Raw genomic sequence first — 22,788 nt, 5'->3', positions numbered from 1 at the left:
CGTGTTTCCCGATATCCGTCATCCCAAGGTTTACACCAGCCTCATCCTGTTCCTGGTGATGTTCCTCGTGCCTGTCATCATGGGCACGCCATTCTGGACCAATCTATTTGTCCTGTTGTTTGTCTATGCTTCGTTGTCCGTTGCCTGGAACATCGTAGGTGGTTATGCAGGCCAATTGTCGTTGGGCCATGCCGTGTTCTATGGCATAGGCGGCTATACCGCCACATTGTTGACGCAGAACTTTGGCATTACGCCCTGGATCGGCATGTTGACCGGCGCGCTGATTTCCGGCGTGGTCGCCATCGTGATTGCGTATCCCACACTGCGTCTGCGAGGCCCGTTCTTTGCCCTGGCGACGATCGCGATCCTCGAGGTCGTGCGGTTGCTCGTCATCCACGAAGAAAGCTGGACAGGTGGATCGAGCGGTATCAGTCTACCGTTGAACATCGGCTGGACCTGGATCGTCTTCCGCGAAAAAATCAATTACGTCATCATTGCGTTTTCGCTGTTCCTCTTTGTCGTCTGGGTATCCTGGTTCATACGCAAATCTCGCATAGGCCATTACCTCATCGCGATTCGCGAGCGCGAGGATGCGGCCCTCGCAGTCGGTATCCATACCGTACGTGTCAAGATCGTGGCAGCTGTGGTCTCTGCCATGCTGACCAGCCTGATCGGTACGTTCCACATCACCTATCTGACTTTTGTAGATCCGAGCTCGGCGTTCTCGTTGGATCTCTCCATACAGATTGCCATGTTTGCACTGATCGGAGGGCTGGGCACCGTAGGCGGCCCCATTGCCGGTACGTTCCTGGTGCTGCCGATTGCAGAGCTGGCCCGCGGCTGGCTCAGCAGTGTCGGCAGCGGCATGCACGGATTGATCTATGGCCTGATCCTGGTCGCGGTAGTGTTGACGATTCCGCGCGGTTTGGCTGGCGCGTTCGGCCCTGCGCTGGGGCGCCTGATGGCACGTCTGCCCTATCTCGGCACCCCAAAATCGAAACCGCCGATGCAGCATGGTCTGGCACACACGGACACGCCCCATCGCGGCGAGCCCGTCCTGCGCGCAGAGAACCTGTTCAAAAGTTTTGGCGGCCTATGTGCGACAAACGATGTGTCGCTGCAGCTGAATGAACGCGAGATTCTGGGCATGATAGGCCCGAACGGCGCGGGGAAAACCACGGTGTTCAACCTGCTATCCGGTTTCTTGTCGCCGGACAAAGGCTCGGTCACGCTGCGCGACAAGAACGGCAACTGGATATCGTGCAACACGCCAGACGCCTTTGCGCACCAAGGCCTGGGGCGCACCTTTCAGATTGCCAAGCCGTTCACCGGCCTGACCGTGCTGGAAAACATCATGCTGGGCGCGTTCATCAACACCCGTGATCGCGAGCAAGCCGAACAAATCGCCTTGTCCGTCGCCGAACAGACGGATTTGCTAAAGCACCTGAACACAGAAGCCCGCAGCCTGACCGTGGGGGGCATGAAACGCCTGGAAATCGCCCGCGCATTGGCCACACGGCCACGGATACTGTTGCTGGATGAAGTCATGGCAGGGCTCAATCCCACCGACATCGAAAAAGCCATTCAAATGATCAAGCGCATTCGCGATTCCGGCGTATCAGTGCTATTGATCGAGCACATGATGCAGGCCACGATGGCGCTGTCTGATCGCATCATTGTCCTGAACGAAGGCGCCGTACTCGTGACGGGCTCCCCTAAAGAAGTCGTCGAGAATCCCGCTGTGATCGAAGCCTATCTCGGCAAGGAGTACCAAGATGCTTAAGGTATCGAACCTGACCTCGGGCTATGGCAAGACTCAGGTCCTGAATGGATTGGACTTTGAAGTCCATGCCGGTGAAATCGTCACGCTGATCGGCGCGAACGGCGCGGGCAAGACCACGACCTTGAAAACCCTGTGCGGCGTCATTGGCAGCACGGCGGGCAAAGTGGAATTCGAGGGCCGAGACCTCACCAATCTGACGCCCTATGACATTGTCGATGCCGGCATCACCATGATTCCCGAGGGCCGCCAGCTATTTCCCCATTTCACCGTGCGTGACAACCTGCTGATGGGGTCGTACAAACGTGCGGCCAGGCCGATTGTGAATCGCAAGCTGGAAGAAGTCCTCACCATTTTTCCCCGCGTCAAGGAGAGGCTGAGTCAATACGCCGGCTCACTGTCCGGCGGCGAACAGCAGATGGTGGCGATTGCACGGGGCATGATGGCTGACCCGAAACTGCTGGTGTTTGACGAGCCATCGCTCGGCCTGTCGCCGTTGCTGGTGCAACAGATGTTCGACACGATCCGCAACGTCACCTCGCATGGCATGACCGTGTTGCTGGTCGAACAAAATGTGTTTCGCACCCTGCGCCTGGCAGATCGCGGCTATGTCCTGGAGAATGGCGCCATTGTCCTTTCTGGCACTGGCGAAGAACTGCTGGTCAATCCTCACGTGAAGAAAGCCTATCTGGGCCACTGATCGTCAATCTTTTTCCTATAAGGACCGGTGTCATGGCGCTGAACTGCACCTATATCGACCACGGCAAGGGCGGCACGCCCGATTGCATGAAAATAGCCACCCGCCCCATGGAGGAACCCCAGGGACGGCAGGTCTTGATCGAAGTCGCATACGCTGGCGTCAATCGCCCCGATATCCTGCAACGTGCGGGCTCGTACCCTCCGCCGCCCGGCGCATCGCCTCACCTGGGCCTGGAGATCTCTGGCCGCATCATTGCCATAGGCCCAGATGTACGCGATCGACGTGTCGATGACGTCGTATGTGCACTGACGCCCGGAGGCGGTTACGCGCAATATTGCCTGACCGACGAACGGCAATGCCTGCCCATCCCAAAGGGCCTGGACTTGTTGCACGCAGCGGCGATTCCAGAAAACTACTTCACGGTGTGGACCAACGTATTCGAACGCGCGGCGTTAAAACCCGGAGAGACATTGTTGGTGCACGGTGGATCCAGTGGCATTGGCCTGACAGCAATCCAATTGGCGCACGCCTTGGGGTCCACTGTATGGACCACGGTAGGCAACGCCGACAAGGCCGCGGCCTGCACAAAAGCCGGCGCCGATCACACGATCCAATATCGCGACCAGGACTTTGAAAAAGTGCTGAGCGAGGTCACGCAAGGCAAGGGAGTCGATGTCATTCTGGATATGGTCGGCGGCGACTATATCAACAAGAACCTGCGCAGCCTGGCGCTGAACGGCCGCCTGGTACAGATCGCCTTTCTGGAGGGCAGCAAGGCGCAGATCGACGCCATGCCTATCATGCTGAAGCGATTGTCATTCACCGGCTCCACACTGCGCCCCAGAACCGACGAGGACAAAGCGGCTATCGGCCAGGCACTGCAGGAGCGCGTCTTTCCCCTGATGGAATCGGGCCGTTGCCTGCCATTGATTCATCAGGTGTTCACGCTGGACCAAGTCGTTCAGGCGCACGAACTGATGGAAAGCAGCAAGCATATTGGCAAGATCATGCTAAAGATCAAGGACTGACCATCATGCGTTTTAACGATCAGATTGCGATCGTGACCGGCGCCGTGGGCGGCATCGGCAGCGCCATCGTCGAGGGGCTATTGGCCGAAGGTGCCCAGGTAGGCTTGATCGATGCCAATGCGGCGGCGGGGCAGGAATATGCCGACAAGCTGCGTGAACAAGGAAACCGCGTCCACTTTGTGCAGGCAGATGTTTCGCAGTTTGAACAATGCCAGGCGGCTTATGAAACCATTACGGCTGCACTCGGTGCGGCGACGATTCTGGTCAACAATGTCGGGATTTCTCCCAAGACGAATGGCCGTGCATTGAATGTCTGGGAAATGGCCCCTCAGGAATGGGACAAGGTCGTGGATGTGAATCTCAACAGCGTGTTCTACATGACGCGGTTGGCCACGCCCTACATGGTTCAGCAAAATACCGGCCGCATCGTCAATATGTCGTCAGTCGCAGGCCGGGCGTATTGCGATATCGTCGCGGCACACTACGCTGCGACCAAAGCAGCACTGATCGGCCTGACTCGCCATTGGGCAGCCGAACTAGGCCCATATCAGGTCACCGTCAATGCGCTGGCGCCCGGGCGTATCGCCACGCCCCTGTTAAAGACGGTCCCTCAGGAAATCAACGATGCCGTGGTCAAGGTCACCGCGTTGGGCCGCCTGGGTACCCCCCAGGAAGTGGCCGATGCATGCCTCTATTTCGCATCCGATCAAGCCCGTTTCGTCACAGGCCAAGTACTGGATGTCGCCGGTGGATGGCTGATGACATAACACTGCCCGTGACTGCATCGAGCCGTACGGGATCGGTTCACGGCCTTATATCCCGCGCGGCCGCCACCGCAAGACAAACGTTTCTACGAACGATACGACGCCAATCGGGCCGATGCATTTTGCAGATGAGTACTGGCCGCCTGCGCGGCCTGCTCTGCATCGCCTGCCTCGATCGCGTTAAAGATAGCCTCGTGTTCGGCCTGCACCTGCCACATTAAATCGTGTGAAAGATTACGTGTGTTCTTGCGCGCCGTGCGTATGAGCCTGCGGACTTGCCCATCCAGAAACCCGGCAAAAGCGATGAAATGCTGATTGTGACTGGCCAGCACAATAGACCTGTGAAACTGCCCGTCCTCTTCTGTCCCGTCGGCCAGCTCTCGCGTGGCATCGTAGAGCCGCTCATAGCATTGGCGAATACGTTGCAAGTCATCAGGCGTACGGCGTTGTGCAGCCAAACGCGTCGCTGACACCTCCACGGACAACAGGAACTCGAACAACGCATCGATCTCGTCGCCGTTGCCCATGTTCGTATCCAGGCGGAATACATTGCTGCCATGCGGATTGACGAACTGTCCCCTGCCCTGTTGCGAGATGATCAGGCCATCCGATTTCAGCATGAAGATCGCCTCGCGGATCACTGGCCGGCTCACGCCATAGGTCGATGCCAACGCCGCCTCTGACGGCAACTTATGGTTTTCATCGACGATGTCACCCTGAAAAATCGCCTCGCGCAAACGATCGGCGACCTCGCTCGGCAAGGTTGCCGGGCGAGGAATCAGGCTCTCTCGCAAAGGATCTGGCAACACTACGGGATCATCCTGAGACATACAGTCCACCATTGACGTGCAAGACCTCGGCAGTAATAAAGCTGGCATCATCGCTGCACAAGAACGCCACGACCGACGCGACCTCGTGGGCCTGCCCCAGGCGCTTTGCGATGGATTGATCGATAGACTCGGCCGCGCGAGTTTTCAGCAATGCCGAGGTCATCGGGGTTTCGATGATACCAGGCGAAACCGCATTGACACGTGTGCGTGGCCCCAGCTCGCGTGCGATGCTGCGCGTAAAGCTCAACAGCGCCCCTTTTGAGGCGCTGTAGTGTGCGTTGTAGAACGCGCCTCGATGCGCCGCCATAGAGCTCAGATTCACAATCGCACTGTTCTCGCGCAGTAACGGCACCAGCCTGCGGGTCAGGTAAAACACCCCATCCAGATTCACCGCCAGTGTGCGCCGCCATTGTTCATCTGTCATCTGCGCCAACGGCTCGGCCAGATAGATGCCCGCACATGACACCAGAAAATCAACGCCCCCAAACGTGTGCTCAATCTCACTCGCCGCCCGAGCGGCCGATTGCGCATCGGATAAATCTGCGGCAAAGGTGGCAATGGCCGGTGAATGGGCTGCCTCAGTGCCGTTCTGCAAGCTCGCGGCAACGGCCTCCAGCCTGCCCTGATCCAGATCCAACAGGAACACATTGGCGCCGGAACGAAAGAAGCGTTCCGCCACGGCACGTCCAATACCGCCTGCCGCTCCCGTCACCACCAATGTGCGCCCCGAAAAATCGTAGATAGCCATGATGCAACCCCTTATTGATATTCAGACCAGCATGGCCCAGGGTTGCTCGATGTATCGTGTATAGCGGCTCAACCATTGGGCCGCCAGTGCGCCGTCAATCGCACGGTGATCGACCGACAGCGTGCATTTCAGTACAGGTTCGATGCAGAGCTGATCATCCACCACTACCGGGGCACGCTGCACTGTGCCGACTGCGAGAATAGCGGATTGAGGGGGGTTGATGATGGCGCTGAAACGAGACACGCCATACATGCCTAGATTGCTGATACTGAACGCGCCGCCCTGATACTCGTGGGGCGACAACGCATCATCACGTGCCCGTTGCGCCAATGTACGCACCGTCTGGCTGATTTCGGTCAGAGACATTTTTTTTACCTGTCGCAGCACCGGTGTATACAGTCCTTTGTCAGTTGACACCGCGACACTGATATCGACATCGCGATAACACAGCATGTCCTCCTCTGTCCACGTGACATTCATCTCAGGCAAGTCTCTCAACGCGCAAGCCGCAGCCTTGATGATCAAATCGTTGATCGAGATTTTTCCCTCTATCGAGCCATTGATTTGATCCCGCACGCTCAGCAATGCTCCGGCGCGGCATTCTGCATCGAGATAAAAGTGCGGCACCGTGGCTTTGCTTTCCGACAAACGCCGCGCGATGGTCTTGCGCATCTTGGAATGCGGCACACGAACGACGGCATTCGGAATAGCGGCAGGGTGCTCACCTGGCCCGCTTCGTACATTGTTCCCTATAGCCGTGCCGCCCTCTGCCTGTGCAGCAGGCTGCGATGCAGCCTGTGGCAGATCACGTTTCACCACACGCCCATTTGGACCCGAACCCTGCACACCGCCCAAGTCAATACCGCGCTCGGCCGCCAAGCGGCGCGCCAAAGGACTGGCGAACTGCCGATGTTGAGCGCTCTCTGCTGCCTGCATGGGCGCAGTCTGCGGTTTTGAATCTGCAGCGTCCGCGGCAAACGAAACACCCTCGGCCGAAAGAGAAGCCAACAGCGCCTGAGCTTGCACCTCCGATTCACCATTTTCCAATAACACCGCAACGGCAGCCCCCACGGCGACATCTCGCCCCGCCGGCGCAAGGATATGCGACAACGTTCCATCATGTTCGGCCACGAGGTCTACCGTCGCCTTGTCGGTCTCTATCAGCGCCAAGGTATCCCCTGCACGTACGGAGGCACCGCTATCGACTTCCCACGACAAGAGCGTCGCGGACTCGGCATTTGCAGCGATTTCAGGCATACGGACAACACTGGCCATTATGCGGCTCCTTTTTGCTGCATGACACAACGCAACCCTTCGATGACCTCTTGCGTCCGTGCGGCGGCGGCACGCTCCAGCACTTTGGAAATACTGGGCGCGGCCTCGCCCCCTGTCACACGCTGTACAGGCTGATCCAGCCAATCAAAAAAACGGCGCTGGATCTCATCGGACAGCCACGCGCCATACGAGGTCCCGCGCGCGCCCTGCTCGACGATGAGCACATTGTTTGTCTTTCGAATACTTTCCCCCACCGTCTCCCAATCCAGGCTGGCACGATCCAGCCAGCGCAGATCAATCAAATCGGCTGATATGCCGGTCTCGTCTAAAGCCTCGGCGGCATGCTGGACCATAGATAAATACGTGATGACCGTCAGCTCGGTCCCGCTTCGACGCACACAGGCTCGGCCTACAGGCAAACAATAGTCGTAATCATCGACCGGCCCCAGGGCCGTGGCGTTGTATAGATCGACATGCTCGATGACCAATACCGGGTCCTTGCAGCGCAGCGCCGTATTCATCAACCCGACATAATCAAACGGCGTGGACGGCGCAACAATGCGCCACCCCGGGCTGGTAGCAAAGATACCCGCAGGGTCCATCGAATGCTGCGAACCATATCCCGTTCCCATTGCGACCTTGGTGCGCAACACGAGCGGCACATCGCTATCGCCGCCAAACATATGACGTACCTTGCCGATCTGATTGAAGACCTGATCGGCAGCCACCCACATGAAATCGGGGTACATGAACTCGACCACCGGCTTATAGCGGCCGTCCAGCGCCATCCCGCCGGCCAAGCCGACAAAGGCATTTTCACTGATGGGCGTACCCAGGCATCGATCCGGATACAACTGGCTCAAACCACGGGTCGCACCGTTGGTACCTCCTTTCAGGCGATGGACGTCTTCGCCCATCACGACCACTGACGCGTCCTGCTGCATGCGGCGCGCCATCACATCGGCCACGACGTCGATAAATTTGCGATCGGACACCGCGACATGATTCGATCCATCAGCGCTGCCCGGAAAACCGCTCGCCTCCTCTACCATGTCCGGCTCGGCAGCGTAGCGCACATCCTGCATTTCAGAGAGATCCCCCAGAATACCCACATCGCGAAAATCCGGACTGGGCCACAACTCGGCGCGTATCTGGCGCTTGCCAGCTTGACGCGTGGCAGTGCCGTTGGCGCCAGAGACATTTCGCGCCTCATCGCCCCGTGCGGCCTGCCCCTCTAGAACCGTCAAGGCCTGTACCGCGTCATCCATGGCCGCCTTGACGCGATCATGCAAGGCCTGTACATCCGATTCCGTCAACAGTCCGCGCGCCGTCATACGGCGCGCCAGCAACGACAACGGGTCACGCTGGCGCCACGCGGCTTCTTCTTCCTTTGTGCGATAACCAAAAGCACTGCCTGCATAGGGGCCGTTCTGATGAAAGAATCGATACACGTCTGCCTCGACAATCGTCGGCCCCTGCCCCGAGCGCATATGTGCCAATGCCTGCTGCATGGCCACATGCACCGCCAACGGGTCCATGCCGTCGACCTTCCAACTCGGGATATTGAACGCCGAGCCGCGTGACGACAATCGCGTCTCCGCTGTACTGTCCTCGATCGCCGTCGAGACCGCATAGCGATTGTTTTCGATAAAAAAGCACAGCGGCAGTTTCCAGGCAGCTGCCAGGTTCATCGTCTCCAGCACCGAACCGATGTTGACCGCGCCATCACCAAAGTAGGTAATCATGACATCGTCCGTACCGGCGTGGCGATAGGCCCAGGCCTGGCCCGCAGCCATCGGCACACCACCCCCCACAATGGCATTCGTGCCTAGCGCGCCGGCCTCAGCCCAACGCAAATGCATAGACCCGCCACGTCCACGGCAATACCCTTGTGCCAGGCCCAGAATCTCTGCCAACGCTTTCTGCAGCAGACTCTGCACGGCCGCATCGATTTCCGCTTTCGGATCGATTCCGTGCGGATGGATATACGCCAACGCTTTCGACAAAAACTGATGATGCCCCCGATGCGAGCCGTTGACGCCATCACTCGCTTTCAGGCCCACGATGGATCCTGCCGCACCGCCTTCTTGGCCGATACTTGAGTGGGCCGGACCATGCACCAGACCCTGCGCCGCCAGATCCAGTACAGTTTCCTCGAACCCTCTTATCAGCGCACAATGCGCCAGCAAGGTACCCAGCAATTGCGGGTCAGCCTCATCCCAATCCTGATCTGTCGTTGTCAATTCCCACCAGGGAGACTGAGGAGTCAAGCGGCAAAGTTCAGACATAAGCGTGATCGTCGTGTTGAGTCAAAGATAACCGTTGGCAGTCCATCCGCCGTCGGCAACATAGGCATGGCCCGTCACAAATGCGGCGCCATCCGACGCCAGAAACAAGGCTGCCTCGGCAATTTCCTGCGGTGTACCCAATCGCCGCATCGGCGTATGGGCGGCCAGCACGTCGGCGTCGAGCGCACCGCGCGCCACCAGATCGTTGACCAAATCGGTGCGGATATAGCCCGGACAAATCGCATTGACTCGCACGCCGTGCGGCGCCCATTCCAAGGCCAATGATTTACTCAGCGCTACGACGGCGGCCTTGGAGGCGCAATACGCAGCGCGTTCGGGTGCGGCCACGATGCCATACATCGATGCCGTATTCAGGATGACCCCGCTGCGGTCGCGAGTCATACGCTGAGCCGCCTGTTGGCAGCAATAGAACAGCCCATTCAGATTGATATCGACCGCTCGCCGCCAATCGTCAGGCGCTAACGTCAGCGTGGGCCGGTTCATCGAAATGCCCGCGTTGTTCAACAGCACATCGACCCGGCCATAGCGAGCATCGACATCCTGGAATGCGCGTTCGACCGCCTCGCTGTCTACGACGGACACACAGATCGCATCGACATTGATGTCCGGATATTGCTGCCTGAGCGAAGCCTGCGCGACGGACAAGGTGTCCGGATTCACATCCAACAGCACCAGGTGCGCGTCGTGCCGCGCAAAAGCACGCGCCATGGCCAACCCGATACCGGCCGCAGCGCCCGTGCACACGACGACTTTCCCGGCCAGGCCTGGGTAGTAGCTTGGGCGCTGCGTGTCCGGCTGGCCGTCCACCTCGCGATCCGGCGGCAACGACCGGGACCGATGGTCACTCGACTCTGACAGAAGCATGCTTGTCTCTCGTTGTTATCGCAGCGTGCGAACTGACCGTCGATCAGTGTTCGCCGCCATCTTGAATGGACAGCATACGTCGCTATCAGCTTATCTTACAATTAGGTATAAACCCCTATAAATAAACCATCGCGGGTTCTAATCCAGCAATTGCAGCAAGTGCTGAAATGCTGGCGCCTCGAACCCCTCGTGCCACACCAACACCGTATCAGCCTGCCCAGCGGACAGCGTCTTTAACGTACCCGGCGCGTTCGTGAGCGCCAGCACACTTTGCGGCAACAACGTCACACACGCGCCTGCCGCCACGCAGGCAATCATGGCGTGATACGAGGCCATTTCCAGGACCGTCCATTCAGCCGCGCCGTTCATTCCCAGCAGCTCTTCGGCCATGCCTCGATAAGTGCATCCCTGCGGAAACGCCGCCAAGGCCCGGACTTGCACATCGGCGGGCTTGCGCGCCCGGGATTCGCTCGCGGGCAGCAGCAGCACGAGATCCTCGCGCCACACCGGCTGGGCCCGCAGGCCAGTCTCCTGTAATGCGGCGGCGTCTTGCAACGACGGCGGCAACGCCAGAAACGCGCAGTCCAATCGGCCTGTTCTCACCTGTTCCAATAATGTGCGCGACGGCCCCGTACTCAACGTCAGGCGCGTGGTCGGATAGGACGCGTGATAGCGTGCCAACAACGCAGGCAAACGACTGGCCGCGGTGCTTTCCATACTGCCGATGCGCAAAGCACCGCCCTCTCGCCCGCCAGTCACGACATGGCGCGCCTCGTCCTCGAGCGCCAGCAAGCGTTTCGCATAATCCAGAAAGCGCTCGCCCGCTGCCGACAGCGCCATGCGTTTTCCCGTGCGCACGAACAGATTCGTACCCACATCCGCCTCTAGTTGCTGGATGCGCGTGGTGACGTTCGATGGCGCACGACCCAGGCGAACAGCAGCCTGGGTGATGCTCAGCTCACTGGCCACCGAACAAAAAATCTTGAGCGATTCCGAATCCATTCAATTCCCAATTAGAGAATAATTTATGTATTATATTCCCAATACTGAAATTATAAAACTTTGCACCTTGCTCATGGGCCGGCGTCCTTAAACCGACTGCTATACCGCCATTCTGCCTAAAACATCGAGGATCTCTGCATGAACACGTCCGCATCATTTCTGAGCCGGCTCGGCATCAAGCATCCCATCATTCAAGCCCCGATGGCTGGCACGTCCACCCCGCAATTGGCCGCTGCCGTGTCGAACGCGGGTGGCCTGGGGTCGCTGGGTATTGGCGCCAACACCGCCGACCAGGCGCAACTAGCGATCGAAGACACCCGTCGATTGACGGACGGCCCCTTTAACGTCAACGTGTTCTGCCACGCACCATCAGCCTATGACGCCGCGCGTGACAATGCATGGCTGCGTCATCTGAGCCCGCTGTTTGCAGAGGCCGGTATTGCGCCACCCACGGCGCTCAAGGAAATTTACAAGAGCTTCCTGCAAGACGACACGGTGTTTGAGATGCTGCTGCAACAGCGTCCCGCTGTCGTAAGCTTTCATTTTGGCCTGCCGACAGCCGAGCATATCAAGGCGCTGCGCCAAGCGGGTATCTATACCATCGCGAGCGCGACTAATCTGCACGAAGCCACACTGATTGAACAAGCCGGCATTGACGCCATCGTGGCCCAAGGCATCGAAGCAGGCGGTCATCGCGGCATGTTCGACCCAGAGGCAAACGACGAACGGCTCAGCACCTCGGTGCTCGTCCGCTTGCTGGTGCAACGCATTCGATTGCCCATCATTGCGGCCGGCGGCATCATGGATGGCCAAGGCATCAAGTCGGTATTGAACCTGGGAGCCGCTGCCGCGCAGCTCGGCACGGCATTCGTGCTATGCCCGGAGTCTGCCGCAAACGCCAGCTATCGCGAAAACCTGAAAAGCGAGCGTGCCGCCACCACGAGGTTGACGCCTGTGTTGTCGGGACGACCAGCGCGCGGAATGGTCAATCGATTCATCGAGTTTGGCGAAACGGCGGGCAGCCCGAGGCCCGCCGCGTATCCCTATGCGTATGACGCGGCAAAGCAACTGAATGCCGCCGCAGCAAAACAAGGCAACAACGAATTTGCAGCCCAATGGGCGGGCCAGGGCGCGCCTCTGGCGCGAGAGCTGCCGGCGGCAGAGCTGGTGTCCACCTTGGTCACCGAGCTGGCCTGCGAGCCATAAACCGCTGCAGTCCTTCTCTGGCCGCATCACACGTAAACGCGCGCTGCCCGAGTATCGCCTCGCGGCGAAACGCCTCGTCCAACGGCAAATGTCCCAACGTCAAGGCTGCCTCCTTGATCACCGAGACAGCGACTTGGCCTTTTTCCGCGATGGCACGCGCATAACTCAGCGCCACTGATTCCAGTTGAGCAAAAGGCACCACACGATTGAGCAATCCCATTTCCGCGAGGCGCGACGCGGAAAAACGCTCGCTTGTCAGCATGAGCTCCATCGCCCACGCAAACGGAATCTGGCGCACCAATCGCACTAGCGTGCCGCCTGCAGGAACGAACCCCAGCGACGCCTCCGGCAACGCAAACACCGCCGTATCCGCAGCAACGCGTATATCGGCAGCCAACATGATTTCAAAGCCGCCACCCATGCACATGCCATTGATGGCCGCGACAACAGGTTTATAGAACCCTGGCTGCTTGATGTGCGCGCCGTCCCACTCCGATATATCAAAACGGCCCTCTGCCAACGCGGGAATCGATTCTTCCAGATCGGCGCCGACACAAAAGGCACGATCACCATTGCCGCCCAACAAGATGACCCGCACTTCCGAGTCCTCGTTTGCACGGCGAAATGCAACACCCAGGTCCTCGTACATCGCCAAAGTGAGCGCGTTGAGTTTCTCGGGCCGATTGAAACGAATATGGGCTATGGCATCCTTGACTTCGTAAGCGATACTCATCAGACAACGCCCTCCCCCACATAACGCTGGTAGTCAGTCTCGTCGATACCGAGCCACCCTTTGAGCACGACCTCGTTGTGCTCGCCGAAATTCGGCGCCGCCCCCTGGACATGAACGGGAGTGCGAGACAGCTTCATCGGACTGCCAAAGGCCTTTACCTCGACGCCGTCTACTTGCACCGGCACAAACATGTCCCGAGCCTGCAGATGGGGATCATCGACCACCTCGGCCATCGTCTTGATGGGTGTCATGGGAATCAGGTCACTGGCCAAGGCCTCCAGCTCTGCCTTCGTTCTCGTCGCGCACCAACGCTGCACGATAGGCTGAACGCGCCTGGCATAGATTTCAGGATCGAAACGCTTGGCCATCGTATCGATTTCGGGATCGGTGAGCCACTGCGGCTCGCCAAAGAGCCGGCATGCCTCGGTCCAGAACTTGTCGGTATACGCGCCGAAAAAGACAAAACCGTCTTTGCACGCGTATTGGCCATAAGGCCGCACGAAAGGATGATCATTGCCCAGCGGCGCTGCGATAACGCCGTCGACGGTGTAGTTCACCACGGCGTGCTCGGTCAACGTCACCACAGAATCCTGCTGAGCCACGTCCACCCATTGCCCTTTACCGGTCTGCTTCATGTCGATAACTGCCGCCAATGCGGCGATTGCGGCATAAAACGACGCCGAGAGGTCTCCGATGATGGTACCCACGCGCAGCGGGGGCTTTCCCTTGTCGCCATTCATGGACCATAAGCCTCCTGTCGCCTGTGCGCTGTTGTCATACGCAGGGCGGCGTGCATTGGGACCCGTTTGACCGAACCCGCTGATCGACACATAGATCAAGCGCGGATTGGTGTCTTTCAGCGTGTCGTAGTCCAGCCCCATTTTTGCCATGGTGCCTGGACGAAAATTTTCCACCAGCAGATCGGCCTTGCCGACCAGATCCCGCAGTAGTGCCCGTCCCTGTTCAGATTTCAAATCCAGGCTCACCCCCAATTTGTGCCGGTTGTATTGCGCGAAAAATGCGCTGGCCTGGCCATTGGATCCCTGTACGAACGGCGGAAAACTCCTCACATAATCGGGTTCAGCCGGATTCTCGATCTTGATCACCGTCGCGCCCAGATCTGCGAGCATCATCGTGCAATACGGGCCCGCAACAACTCTTGTCACATCGATTACCACCAGCCCCCGCAAGGGACCTTCACCTAACGGCAACGGCATCACATCGTGCGTCATTGGCTTGCCCCGCCTACGTGCTGAATCTGCTTGCTTTGCAACAGCTCAGGCTTGAGCGTCTTGACCCATTCGGCCGATATCTGGCCCACCGGCGGCGCGACAATATCCGCAGGATAAAACGTCAGATCGCCTACGATAGGAAACGATTGTGAACTGTCGTGACGGGTCACTCCCAAGAGCTGCCCCTGCAACGCTTGCCCATCCTCGCGCATGCGAATGGGGCGCGACAGGCCTCGATATTCAAACTGATGCAAGGTATCTACCAATTGCTCGGTCGTCGGCCACTTCCTTCCGTTGTCCGCGCTGGCTTTCTTGTAGGTTCCGGTCGCGGCCTTCAGCGCCTGGATCATGTGGTAGACGGCGAAATTGGGATAAGCCCCCGTGCGCTGTTTGAACGCCTGTACGAAATCCCGTACTTCGGGATCGTTGGCGAACGCCGGATCAGCGAAATAACCATCACCGACAAAACCGATAATGACGCCAGGCGGCACAGCATTACCCAAGCGTTCCAACGACGAATCCGCCAACGGCAGGATGAATTGCGACCGCTTGAATAACCCGCGCTGCGAGGCCTGTCTCAAGAAGGTGTCCAGATCCCCGCCCCACGCTGTCGACAGCACCACATCGGGATGCAATGCCTGTAAGCGTGTCACCTCGCTGGAAAAATCCGCCGCGCCGAACTTGGGAAAGAGTTCGGCCACAATTTTGACGTCCGGCTTCAACGCCAGCAGGGTATTGCGGAATATCTCCCATGAGTCCCGTCCCCAGGCATAGTCCTGATTGACCACGGCCAGGGTCTTGAAATCAGGCTTGGTGCGCAACAGGTGCAAGACGGCGGCCACCATTTCCATGGTGCCGTTCGGCCCCGTGCGAAATACATAACGATAGCGTTGGGCTTCCAGGACCTTTTCGCTGGAGCACTCCCACAGAATATTGATGACCTTCATTTCCTCGGCGACAGGCGCCAAGGCGTTGCAATAGCCGCTGGAGATCGCCGAGAGCATCAACTTTTCGCCCGGCTCGGAGGCCAGACGCCGGTATTCGGACAGAAACTTTTCCGCGCCCTGCCCCTCGTCGATCCACGTTGGTTTGAGCTTGACGCCGTCAATGCCGCCTGCGGCGTTGAACTCCTCTATCCACATCTCGGCAGCCACTTTCGCGGGCGCCCCCAGCACCGAGGCCGCGCCTGTCATGAAGGTGCTCATGCCCAGCTTGATTTCCGCAGGACGGTCCGACTGCGCCATCGAAGCCGCCGAAGCGGCCAGCAAGCCTGTGCCCAGTATTCTGGCCAGCAATTTCATCTGTTGTCTCCTCAGCCGAGTGACTGATCATGTTGTAGTGACCGCATGATGCGTGTTAACTGGCGAGGATTCCATGGATCATGCAAACATAAATAGACTTTATTTATGTGATCAAACTACATTACCCAGACTGTGCAGCACCTCCATCCAGGGTTTTCACTGAAGCCGTCTTGCAGACTGAACGAAAGCGCCACCCCATGCCGAAAAGACAAGAGACGATGATCGCCGAGCCGGAAAAGCATACTGATGCCAAGACAAACCTCTTGGACCCTGGCGAGCTGCAATCCGAACTGCTGACCATGCTGCAGCGCAATGCCACGACTCCGGACTACTACCAGATGCTGGTCCGCGTCGAGTCCACCGTGCAGGATGCCAGCGTGCGCGCGTTACTTGTCGGCAGTATCCGCGCCGCTATCGCCATCTCCGAGGAACATGCACAACAGCAACGCCGGGAGAAAAACCTGCTCGTTGTGCTCGAAAGCGCCAACGACCTGACCGCCATCCGCGACCTGGAACTCGTGCTCGGGGCTATCGTTCGCCGTGCCAAACAGATATTCGCCTCAGACATTGGATATCTGACCCACTTCGACCGCGTAAGAAACGACTTTTATATTCGTGCGACAGACGGAGCGATCTCCGAGCGATTCAAAAACGTGCGAGTGCCAATCGATCATGGTATCTGCGGTTACGTCCTCAAGCACAAAACGCCCTATCACTGCACGGATTACCAGACCGACCATGGCTTCGTCCATGATCGCGGGATCGACTTGGCAATCAGGGACGAAGGTGTCCAATCCCTGCTGGGTGCGCCACTCATGGTGGGCAATCATTGCATTGGCGTGCTGTGTATCTGCGACAGGCATCCGCGACACCATGCACCGTGGGAAATCGCGATGCTCTCCACCCTGGCCGCGCAAGCGGCCATCGCTATCGAAAACGCCCGCCTGTTCCAGGAAGCTCAAGTCGCGCTGCAGCGCGCCAGCGAAGCCAACGCCTCCTTACATCGCCAAGCCGAGGAAATCGAGGTGGCAGCGCAAGCCCAGGAGCAGATGACCAAGCTGGTCGCTCGCGGCTGCACTATGCGGGATTTTCTGAGCATGGTGGCATCGTTGGTCGACGGACACGTCATGCTGTTGAACGAGGCAGAACAAATCGTCCAACAAGCGCACGCACATGAGGCCGTCCTGAGCGTTGGCCGTCAATTGGCGGACAGGCTGCAACATACAAAGATGCAGGACGCTGTCCACCTCGCCCTGTCAGCATGCCGCAAGACAGGCCGATCGCAAGCAGTGGAAAGCGATAAAGGCCTCCACGTCCGCATCGCAGCACTGATGGGTGCGGACCGTCTGCTGGGGGCCATGCTAATCGCGTCTGATCAGCCCATGAGCCCCACCAAAATCCGAACGTTCGAACGCGGCGCCCTGGTGGCCGGTGTCGTACTGCTGTCGCAAGAGCGCAGCGAACTGGTCGTCAGCAACGAATCCGCCGCCACCATCCGTGCGTTGGTGAGTTGGCAGCAGGAAAGTATCGCGGCCCTGCAAACCAGGGCCAAGCCATTCGGCATTGATTTATCCCGCCCCCTGCGCCTGGCCGTTCTACGTGTCGAGGAACGAGACATCGAATATGCGCTACGCCGGGTACGCACCGAGATCGCTCGTGGAATCCTGTTGGAAACCGTCGATGGATTCATCGTCGCCATTGGTGACGCAGATCAGTTTGCCTCTCTGGAGCGCGTACTTCAAAGGACGCTGCTGACAGACGAGCGCCTGACAACGCTAGGGGTTGTCTCAGATTCACTTTCCAACGTAGAGGTTCTGCCCAGTCGTTTTCGATCACTTAAACGCGGCATCAACATCCTCAGTGCGCTCGGCCGCTCGCGGGAAATGGTGCCAGAGGCGACGTTATCCATGTACTCGCTGCTGTTCGAACAACGGCAAGCTGAAGACATCTCGGATTTCATAGATGCGACGATTGGCAAACTCGTGTCTCACGACGAGCGTCGCAACACTCATCTCGCCGGCACGCTGTTGGTTTACCTAGAGCACGCGCAAAACGCCAAATCAACCGCCGATGCCCTGCAGATACACGTGAACACACTACGGCAGCGCCTGGAAATCGTCGACGACCTGCTCACAGGATGGCGTCGTGAAGGGCGTTTTCTGGAACTGCATGTGGCGCTGCGCCTGCATAGCCTGCGCAGAGAGCTGCGCAATTAGCCTTTCGATTGACGTTCCCCCGTGGTACCAGAGATCAGGCTGCCTGGTTCAGGCTACGCTGGACCGGATGCGCCGCGAAATAATCCATGGCGGCATGAATGCCGCTTTGCTGCAACTTGACGCCGGAGAGCTTCAGCCCCATTTCCACACCGGCGACCATGGCCAGCAACGTCAGGTCGTTACTATCGCCCAAATGCCCCATGCGGAACATGCGGCCCTTGACTTTGCCCAGCCCCGTTCCCAATGACAGATCAAAGCGCTCATAAATCAATCGGCGCACATCATCAGCGTTGATGCCCTCGGGCATGATCACGCCGGTCAATACGGGCGAATACACCTCTGCGTCGGCACACTGGATCGGCAATCTCCAGGCATTGACGGCGGCGCGTACCCCCTCGCCCCAGCGCTGGTGACGGGCAAATACGTTATCCAGCCCCTCGTCCTGCAACATATCCAGAGCCTCAGACAAGCCATACAGCAGATTCGTATTGGGCGTATAGGGCCAATAGCCAGTAGCGTTCATGTCAATGATCTCGTCCCACGCAAAGAACGAGCGCGGCAGTTTCGCTTGTTGTGCGGCCTGCAAGGCGCGTGGAGAGATGGCGTTAAAGCTGATTCCTGGCGGCAGCATCAGGCCTTTTTGCGAGCCGCTGACGGTGATATCCACGCCCCACTCATCATGACGAAATTCCGCACAGCCCAGGCCTGAGATAGAGTCAACCATCAACAACGCAGGATGTTTGGCCGCATCAATCGCGCGACGCACGGCAGGAATATCCGAGGTCACGCCAGTGGAGGTCTCGTTGTGCACGACACAGACAGCCTTGATCTGGTGCTGCGTGTCCTGGCGCAAGCGTTCTTCGATCAGATCAGCCTGCACACCGTGCCGCCACCCCGCCGCGTTCGGCAGTTCGGCATCATCGCCCTGCCAGGTCAAATACTCAACAGACAAGCCTAAGCGCGTCGCCACCCGGTTCCACAACGTCGCAAAATGGCCGGTCTCATACATCAAGACCTGATCGCCGGGACTCAGGGTATTGGACAACGCCGCCTCCCAGGCCCCCGTGCCCGAGGCGGGATAGATGATGACGGGGTGCTTGGTCTTGAAGACATCTTTGATGCCGTTGAGCACCTTCAGGCCCAACGCCCCGAATTCCGGACCACGATGGTCAATTGTCGGCAAGCTCATCGCGCGCAGGATACGATCCGGCACCGGACTGGGGCCGGGGATCTGCAAAAAATGACGGCCTGTAGGATGGAAATCGAGTGGGATCATGGGGCGCCCCTCCGAATGATCAAGGTGGTGAATAGCAAGAACGTCGGCAGAGACTAGCCGCTTTCATGCATTTTTGCATTCAAAATACATTTTTGCGTCATGGTTTACCCTATACCGTTCTAAAATCCCCAGAATTTTTGTATTTATAATTCGACAATCGACGCAATTCAGCTGGACCGCCGTCCGGACCACCCTATGGCCGAAGTTCTCGAAATCTCTCGCCAGGCACTCCACGATCAAGTTATCACCCGGTTGCGCACCCTGCTGATCGAGGGCCGCATTGCCCCGGGTGCCAAGCTGAATGAACGTGAGCTGTGCGAACAGTTGCGCGTATCGCGTACGCCATTACGCGAAGCGATCAAACTGCTGGCCGCCGAGGGATTGGTGGATCTGATCCCTAATCGTGGGGCCGTGGCCGTACGGTTGACCGAGGCCGACGTCCTGCATACCTTTGAAATGCTGGGAATGCTCGAAGCCACGTCCGGTGAATTGGCCGCGCGACGCATCTCGAAGGAAGAGCTCGCCGAACTACGCGCCCTGCATTACGAAATGCTGGCTTGTTATGAGCGGGAGGATCTGCCCGGCTATTACGAGTTCAACGCAAAAATCCACAACGCCATCAACGCGGCCGCGCACAACCCTGTGCTGACCAGCACCTATCACTCGATCAACGCGCGCGTGCAGTCGCTACGCTATCGTACCAACCAGGACGCGGCCAAATGGAAGCACGCCATCCAGGAACACGAGCAAATGATGCAGGCATTGTCCGAGCGTGACTCGGCAGGAATGCGCGCGATATTGCTCGAGCACTTGCAGCGTAAACGGGATTTGGTGCTGGAGTTGCTGCATGCGGGCAAGCTCTATCCCGGCGCGCCTGCGCCGCATGGTGAAACGCGGCGCAGCGCGTAACGAATCGATCCTCAGGAATCAGAAGTCCCAAATAACCGGCACCCAACGAAAACCGTTGCCGTCGATGGCCACGTGCCCAACGGAGGGAAACGGCAGGTGCGTCGCCACCAATAGCTCTCCGGTCGCGGCGATTTTTTTCAACAGGTCAATCCGGACGCGGGCGGACTCGTCGGGATAATGCTCAAAACCGTTATGCCAATCAGGATGATCGAATCCGACAGGGAATATCGCGTCGCCTGCGAACGTCAGCCGATCACCTCTAGACTCCAGACATACCACGCAGTGTCCGGCGGTGTGGCCTCCGGTACGATGGACGGTGACGCCCGGCGCCACCTCACATTCCTCGTCGAACGTCTGCAGATAGCTGCCGTACTCGTTCAAGAATCGCGTTGCTGCCGAGCACAGCACGGACGGTATGGGCTCCGGCATGTTCGCCTGAGAGAAGTCGGGTGATTTCCAGAATTCGACTTCCGAGGCCGCCACGTGGATCCGCAGATCGGGACGCAATTGTTCTTTGATTCCCTCGACCAGCAAACCGCCCACATGGTCCATGTGCATATGAGTGATGATGATGTCGGTCAGGTCTCCGAGATCGATACCTGCGGCGGCCAGTCGCTGCGGTAGCAACCCAGCGCGCGGGAAGTCCGGGTATTCTGCGCCCAGACCGCTATCAATCAGAATATTCCGATCGCCGCGACGCACCATCATCACGTTCAGCGGCCAATCGAACGCATCCGGCGGCAAGAACATGTCGTCCAGCCAGACGGCCCGATCGACGGGGTCTACATTCGTCGACATGGTTTCAGCGGGCAGCAAGAGTACCCCATCGCTGATCACCAGCGCTTCAATCTCGCCAATCCGCAGTGCATAACGTGAAGGGACCTGTTCGTCGAACTGCTGCTTATCTGATTCCACGGTGTTGTCTACGCTTAACATGATGAACCCTCCTAAAGGTGGCGGCCCAATCGCCTGGGCCCACACGGCAAAAGGCCGCATGTCGTCATGGTAGGTAGGGGGAGGATTGGCCGGTAGGCATGCGACGGTGCTCACTGTGTTGCCTGATACGCACCAACTGGTCGAACCATTTTTGAGCCGTGGCCAAGACACCGCTGTCTCGTCGGACAAACTCGGTCGCAACACCATGCCGGGATTACGCTCCCAAAAATATTTTCGGAGCAATGTCGATTTCCGGCGCGTTCGTTCGTCGTGCTCTTGAACCCCTTCGCTGAGGAATTCCCATGCTGCAGAACCAAATCTATAGGTGGGTGATCGTCGCGGCCGGCGGTCTGCTAGGCTGTATCGCGATTGGCGCGATGTTTTGCCTGCCGGTGTTTCTGTTTTCGATTGCCCAGGATACTGGCTGGTCGACGACCGGTATTTCCACCGCCATGACCATCGGCTTTCTTGCCTTGGCCATTGCGAGCCCCCTCTGGGGCACCCTGTCGGACCGATTAGGCCCTCGTCTGGTAATACTGACCGGCTCCGTACTGCTGGCAGCGGGCCTGGCGTTGGCCAGTAAAGCACCGTCGCTCCTGGTCTTTCAGCTGGCTTTTGGCCTGTTGGTCGGCGCCGCGGGTGCTGCGATCATGGTGCCTATCATGGCCAGCGTCACCGGCTGGTTCGATACTCATCGCAGTCTCGCCGTATCGCTGGTGTCCGCTGGGATGGGCGTCGCGCCCATGACGATGTCTCCCCTGGCTGCCTGGTTAGTCGACGGCCATGATTGGCGCAGCGCCATGCTGATCATCGCCGGTATCGTCGCCGTCTCGATGATCCCGCTCTCGTTTCTGATCCGGCGTCCGCCCGCGCTGGCAAAACCTGCGATGGCATCCCCGGAAATGACTGAGCAGCCCTCCCTCTCTCTGGCAGAGGCGCTCAAGTCGCGACAGTTCATCATCCTGGCCCTGACAAACTTTTTCTGTTGTGCCACCCATTCCGGCCCGATTTTTCACACAGTCAGCTATGCCGTGACGTGCGGTATTCCGGTGATCACGGCGGCGACCATCTACAGCCTGGAAGGCCTGACCGGCCTGGGCGGCCGCGTCGCTTTTGGCCTGTTAGGCGACAAACTCGGCGCAAAACGGATCCTCGTCTGGGGGCTGCTCGCACAGGCCTTTGGTGCGCTGATCTACGCCTTCGCCAGCAATCTTGGGACCTTCTACGCCGCGGCAGCGGTGTTCGGCTTCATCTACGGCGGCATCATGCCACTGTATGCGGTCATTGTCCGTGAAAATTTTCCGCTGCATATGATGGGTACAGTGATCGGCGGCACGACTATGGCGGGCAGTCTGGGCATGGCAACCGGGCCTGTGGCAGGCGGCTTCCTCCATGACGTCACCGGCAGCTACATCTGGCTCTATGTGGGTTCATTTGCACTCGGTACGGGGGCTTTTCTGATCGCCCTGACGTTCAAGCCGTTTCCGAAGAAGGAAATCGGCTTGTCTCGGCTATCTGGACAGACTGATTGACCTGACAAGGCCGCGTTGAAAAAAACAGCTCGATGATTTCACAGGATTCTTGATATTATCGGCGTCACCAAGTCCCTGCCTCACCATCGCCTACTGGACTCTGAGTGGAGCGACATTCGAGGCGATTGCGAGTGTCATACCATGGCG

General features: G+C 58.5%; 19 protein-coding genes. 8 read left to right on the top strand and 11 right to left on the bottom strand.

Annotation, left to right across the window (positions count from 1 at the left end; all coding sequences use genetic code 11):
• Position 1 precedes the first annotated feature (1 nt).
• The 4 genes from ACNA0I_RS14085 to ACNA0I_RS14070 are packed head-to-tail and all read left to right on the top strand — an operon-like array spanning position 2 to position 4,275.
• A complete protein-coding gene (locus tag ACNA0I_RS14085; protein ID WP_415806629.1) occupies positions 2 to 1,783 on the top strand; it encodes a branched-chain amino acid ABC transporter ATP-binding protein/permease in 1,782 nt (593 codons plus the stop codon).
• Complete coding sequence (locus ACNA0I_RS14080; protein WP_415806628.1) at positions 1,776 to 2,480, top strand: ABC transporter ATP-binding protein; 705 nt, start codon at positions 1,776 to 1,778, stop codon at positions 2,478 to 2,480. Before ACNA0I_RS14085 ends, ACNA0I_RS14080 begins: the two co-directional genes overlap by 8 nt.
• 32 nt (positions 2,481 to 2,512) lie before the next feature.
• Positions 2,513 to 3,508 (top strand): NAD(P)H-quinone oxidoreductase, encoded by a 996-nt coding sequence (locus tag ACNA0I_RS14075; protein ID WP_415806627.1) that lies wholly within the window; start codon positions 2,513 to 2,515, stop codon positions 3,506 to 3,508.
• 5 nt (positions 3,509 to 3,513) lie between these two features.
• A complete protein-coding gene (locus ACNA0I_RS14070; RefSeq protein WP_415806626.1) occupies positions 3,514 to 4,275 on the top strand; it encodes an SDR family oxidoreductase in 762 nt (253 codons plus the stop codon).
• An 83-nt stretch (positions 4,276 to 4,358) separates the two neighbouring features.
• On the opposite strand, the gene ACNA0I_RS14065 is transcribed toward ACNA0I_RS14070, so the two are convergent.
• From ACNA0I_RS14065 to ACNA0I_RS14040, 6 genes are all read right to left on the bottom strand, one after another.
• A complete protein-coding gene (locus tag ACNA0I_RS14065) occupies positions 4,359 to 5,102 on the bottom strand; it encodes a FadR/GntR family transcriptional regulator (RefSeq protein WP_415806625.1) in 744 nt (247 codons plus the stop codon).
• Positions 5,089 to 5,850 carry an SDR family NAD(P)-dependent oxidoreductase gene (locus tag ACNA0I_RS14060; protein ID WP_415806624.1) on the bottom strand — a complete coding sequence of 254 codons (762 nt, stop codon included), beginning with the start codon at positions 5,848 to 5,850 and terminating at the stop codon, positions 5,089 to 5,091. Before ACNA0I_RS14060 ends, ACNA0I_RS14065 begins: the two co-directional genes overlap by 14 nt.
• Before the next feature lie 21 nt (positions 5,851 to 5,871).
• Entirely contained in the window at positions 5,872 to 7,125 is a 1,254-nt protein-coding gene (locus tag ACNA0I_RS14055; protein ID WP_415806623.1) for a 2-oxo acid dehydrogenase subunit E2, read from the bottom strand.
• Positions 7,125 to 9,413, bottom strand: a complete 2,289-nt coding sequence (locus ACNA0I_RS14050; protein WP_415806622.1) for an alpha-ketoacid dehydrogenase subunit alpha/beta — start codon at positions 9,411 to 9,413, stop codon at positions 7,125 to 7,127. Before ACNA0I_RS14050 ends, ACNA0I_RS14055 begins: the two co-directional genes overlap by 1 nt.
• 21 nt (positions 9,414 to 9,434) lie before the next feature.
• The gene (locus ACNA0I_RS14045; RefSeq protein ID WP_415806621.1) at positions 9,435 to 10,298 is read right to left on the bottom strand and encodes an SDR family NAD(P)-dependent oxidoreductase; all 864 of its coding nucleotides are present in this window, start codon (positions 10,296 to 10,298) and stop codon (positions 9,435 to 9,437) included.
• A 138-nt stretch (positions 10,299 to 10,436) separates the two neighbouring features.
• A complete protein-coding gene (locus tag ACNA0I_RS14040) occupies positions 10,437 to 11,300 on the bottom strand; it encodes a LysR substrate-binding domain-containing protein (protein ID WP_415806620.1) in 864 nt (287 codons plus the stop codon).
• Between the two features lie 138 nt (positions 11,301 to 11,438).
• Between ACNA0I_RS14040 and ACNA0I_RS14035 the strand changes: the two genes are divergently transcribed.
• On the top strand, positions 11,439 to 12,506 hold the full coding sequence (locus ACNA0I_RS14035; RefSeq protein ID WP_415806619.1) for an NAD(P)H-dependent flavin oxidoreductase: 1,068 nt from the start codon (positions 11,439 to 11,441) through the stop codon (positions 12,504 to 12,506).
• Here ACNA0I_RS14035 and ACNA0I_RS14030 read toward each other — a convergent pair.
• From ACNA0I_RS14030 to ACNA0I_RS14020, 3 genes are read right to left on the bottom strand one after another with little or no spacing between them, the layout of a single operon-like run.
• Positions 12,481 to 13,239 carry an enoyl-CoA hydratase/isomerase family protein gene (locus ACNA0I_RS14030; protein ID WP_415806618.1) on the bottom strand — a complete coding sequence of 253 codons (759 nt, stop codon included), beginning with the start codon at positions 13,237 to 13,239 and terminating at the stop codon, positions 12,481 to 12,483. The genes ACNA0I_RS14035 and ACNA0I_RS14030 overlap by 26 nt on opposite strands.
• Positions 13,239 to 14,471, bottom strand: coding sequence for a CaiB/BaiF CoA transferase family protein (locus tag ACNA0I_RS14025; protein WP_415806617.1), 1,233 nt, complete (start codon positions 14,469 to 14,471; stop codon positions 13,239 to 13,241). Before ACNA0I_RS14025 ends, ACNA0I_RS14030 begins: the two co-directional genes overlap by 1 nt.
• On the bottom strand, positions 14,468 to 15,772 hold the full coding sequence (locus ACNA0I_RS14020) for an ABC transporter substrate-binding protein (RefSeq protein WP_415806616.1): 1,305 nt from the start codon (positions 15,770 to 15,772) through the stop codon (positions 14,468 to 14,470). The genes ACNA0I_RS14025 and ACNA0I_RS14020 overlap by 4 nt, the downstream gene beginning before the upstream one ends.
• Positions 15,773 to 15,969: 197 nt before the next feature.
• Here ACNA0I_RS14020 and ACNA0I_RS14015 point away from each other — a divergent pair, with 197 nt between their 5' ends.
• Complete coding sequence (locus tag ACNA0I_RS14015; RefSeq protein ID WP_415806615.1) at positions 15,970 to 17,988, top strand: helix-turn-helix domain-containing protein; 2,019 nt, start codon at positions 15,970 to 15,972, stop codon at positions 17,986 to 17,988.
• 34 nt (positions 17,989 to 18,022) lie between these two features.
• On the opposite strand, the gene ACNA0I_RS14010 is transcribed toward ACNA0I_RS14015, so the two are convergent.
• On the bottom strand, positions 18,023 to 19,264 hold the full coding sequence (locus ACNA0I_RS14010; protein ID WP_415806614.1) for a pyridoxal-phosphate-dependent aminotransferase family protein: 1,242 nt from the start codon (positions 19,262 to 19,264) through the stop codon (positions 18,023 to 18,025).
• A 195-nt stretch (positions 19,265 to 19,459) separates the two neighbouring features.
• Between ACNA0I_RS14010 and ACNA0I_RS14005 the strand changes: the two genes are divergently transcribed.
• Positions 19,460 to 20,173 (top strand): GntR family transcriptional regulator, encoded by a 714-nt coding sequence (locus ACNA0I_RS14005; RefSeq protein ID WP_415806613.1) that lies wholly within the window; start codon positions 19,460 to 19,462, stop codon positions 20,171 to 20,173.
• Between the two features lie 18 nt (positions 20,174 to 20,191).
• Here ACNA0I_RS14005 and ACNA0I_RS14000 read toward each other — a convergent pair whose 3' ends face one another.
• A complete protein-coding gene (locus ACNA0I_RS14000; RefSeq protein ID WP_415806612.1) occupies positions 20,192 to 21,109 on the bottom strand; it encodes an MBL fold metallo-hydrolase in 918 nt (305 codons plus the stop codon).
• Positions 21,110 to 21,411: 302 nt separating this feature from the next.
• Here ACNA0I_RS14000 and ACNA0I_RS13995 point away from each other — a divergent pair, with 302 nt between their 5' ends.
• On the top strand, positions 21,412 to 22,641 hold the full coding sequence (locus ACNA0I_RS13995) for an MFS transporter (RefSeq protein WP_415806611.1): 1,230 nt from the start codon (positions 21,412 to 21,414) through the stop codon (positions 22,639 to 22,641).
• Positions 22,642 to 22,788: the final 147 nt, after the last annotated feature.

Source organism: Bordetella muralis (assembly GCF_965139205.1).
Classification (GTDB): domain Bacteria; phylum Pseudomonadota; class Gammaproteobacteria; order Burkholderiales; family Burkholderiaceae_B; genus Bordetella_A; species Bordetella_A muralis.
The sequence above is the reverse complement of the archived record's forward strand: the minus strand, read 5'-3'. Positions and strand labels throughout refer to the sequence as shown.

What these genes read in the sequence shown, in the direction of transcription:
- ACNA0I_RS14080 (WP_415806628.1), top strand. Translation starts at nt 1,776, where the DNA reads ATGCTTAAGGTATCGAACCTGACCTCGGGCTATGGCAAGACTCAGGTC.
- ACNA0I_RS14075 (WP_415806627.1), top strand. Translation starts at nt 2,513, where the DNA reads ATGGCGCTGAACTGCACCTATATCGACCACGGCAAGGGCGGCACGCCC.
- ACNA0I_RS14070 (WP_415806626.1), top strand. Translation starts at nt 3,514, where the DNA reads ATGCGTTTTAACGATCAGATTGCGATCGTGACCGGCGCCGTGGGCGGC.
- ACNA0I_RS14065 (WP_415806625.1), bottom strand. Translation starts at nt 5,102, where the DNA reads ATGTCTCAGGATGATCCCGTAGTGTTGCCAGATCCTTTGCGAGAGAGC.
- ACNA0I_RS14060 (WP_415806624.1), bottom strand. Translation starts at nt 5,850, where the DNA reads ATGGCTATCTACGATTTTTCGGGGCGCACATTGGTGGTGACGGGAGCG.
- ACNA0I_RS14055 (WP_415806623.1), bottom strand. Translation starts at nt 7,125, where the DNA reads ATGGCCAGTGTTGTCCGTATGCCTGAAATCGCTGCAAATGCCGAGTCC.
- ACNA0I_RS14050 (WP_415806622.1), bottom strand. Translation starts at nt 9,413, where the DNA reads ATGTCTGAACTTTGCCGCTTGACTCCTCAGTCTCCCTGGTGGGAATTG.
- ACNA0I_RS14045 (WP_415806621.1), bottom strand. Translation starts at nt 10,298, where the DNA reads ATGCTTCTGTCAGAGTCGAGTGACCATCGGTCCCGGTCGTTGCCGCCG.
- ACNA0I_RS14040 (WP_415806620.1), bottom strand. Translation starts at nt 11,300, where the DNA reads ATGGATTCGGAATCGCTCAAGATTTTTTGTTCGGTGGCCAGTGAGCTG.
- ACNA0I_RS14035 (WP_415806619.1), top strand. Translation starts at nt 11,439, where the DNA reads ATGAACACGTCCGCATCATTTCTGAGCCGGCTCGGCATCAAGCATCCC.
- ACNA0I_RS14030 (WP_415806618.1), bottom strand. Translation starts at nt 13,239, where the DNA reads ATGAGTATCGCTTACGAAGTCAAGGATGCCATAGCCCATATTCGTTTC.
- ACNA0I_RS14025 (WP_415806617.1), bottom strand. Translation starts at nt 14,471, where the DNA reads ATGACGCACGATGTGATGCCGTTGCCGTTAGGTGAAGGTCCCTTGCGG.
- ACNA0I_RS14020 (WP_415806616.1), bottom strand. Translation starts at nt 15,772, where the DNA reads ATGAAATTGCTGGCCAGAATACTGGGCACAGGCTTGCTGGCCGCTTCG.
- ACNA0I_RS14015 (WP_415806615.1), top strand. Translation starts at nt 15,970, where the DNA reads ATGCCGAAAAGACAAGAGACGATGATCGCCGAGCCGGAAAAGCATACT.
- ACNA0I_RS14010 (WP_415806614.1), bottom strand. Translation starts at nt 19,264, where the DNA reads ATGATCCCACTCGATTTCCATCCTACAGGCCGTCATTTTTTGCAGATC.
- ACNA0I_RS14005 (WP_415806613.1), top strand. Translation starts at nt 19,460, where the DNA reads ATGGCCGAAGTTCTCGAAATCTCTCGCCAGGCACTCCACGATCAAGTT.
- ACNA0I_RS14000 (WP_415806612.1), bottom strand. Translation starts at nt 21,109, where the DNA reads ATGTTAAGCGTAGACAACACCGTGGAATCAGATAAGCAGCAGTTCGAC.
- ACNA0I_RS13995 (WP_415806611.1), top strand. Translation starts at nt 21,412, where the DNA reads ATGCTGCAGAACCAAATCTATAGGTGGGTGATCGTCGCGGCCGGCGGT.